General features: G+C 34.1%; 2 protein-coding genes. Both read left to right on the top strand.

The window, feature by feature from the left end; all coding sequences use genetic code 11:
- Nucleotides 1-159 (top strand): acyl-CoA dehydrogenase family protein (locus tag KPL55_RS25770; RefSeq protein WP_281418918.1); only part of this gene is annotated, 159 nt, incomplete at its 5' end.
- A 31-nt stretch (nt 160-190) separates the two neighbouring features.
- Nucleotides 191-800 (top strand): electron transfer flavoprotein subunit beta/FixA family protein (locus KPL55_RS25775; protein ID WP_216309593.1); only part of this gene is annotated, 610 nt, incomplete at its 3' end.

Below are 800 nucleotides of genomic sequence, written 5' to 3' on the forward strand. Positions count from 1 at the left end.
ATGGAAGTTACAACTAAAGCCGTTCAAATTTTCGGTGGATATGGTTACACTAAAGAATATCCATTAGAAAGAATGATGAGAGATGCTAAAATAACTGAGATATATGAAGGAACTTCAGAAGTTCAAAGAATGGTAATCTCAGGAAATTTATTAAAATAGGAAATCTATTAAAGTAGGAGGAGATTAAGGAATGAATATAGTTGTATGTTTAAAACAAGTACCTGATACAAACGAAGTTAAAATAGATCCTAAAACAGGAACCCTTATAAGAGAAGGAGTTCCATCTATAATAAATCCAGATGATAAAAATGCTTTAGAAGAATCATTAAGATTAAAAGACGCTCATGGTGCGCACGTGACTGTAATTAGCATGGGACCACCTCAAGCAGAAAAAGCATTAAGAGAAGCACTAGCAATGGGTGCTGATGAAGCAATATTGGTATCTGATAGAGCATTTGCTGGAGCAGATACATTAGCTACATCTCATGCACTTGCAGCAACTTTAAAGAAATTAGACTACGATGTAGTTTTCGCTGGAAGACAAGCAATTGATGGTGATACTGCGCAAGTTGGACCTGAAATAGCAGAACATTTAAATCTTGCACAAATTACTTACGTTGAAAAAGTTGACGTAATTGAGGGCGGATTAAAAGTTAGAAGAGCTTGGGAAGATGGATATGAAGATATCGAAGTTAAGACTCCTGTACTTTTAACAGCTATTAAAGAATTAAATGAACCAAGATATATGAACATAAAGAGCATTTTTGAAATGTTCCAAACTAAAGAAGTAAAAGTTTGGA

It is taken from the genome of Clostridium lacusfryxellense (assembly GCF_018861735.1).
Classification (GTDB): domain Bacteria; phylum Bacillota; class Clostridia; order Clostridiales; family Clostridiaceae; genus Clostridium_AD; species Clostridium_AD lacusfryxellense.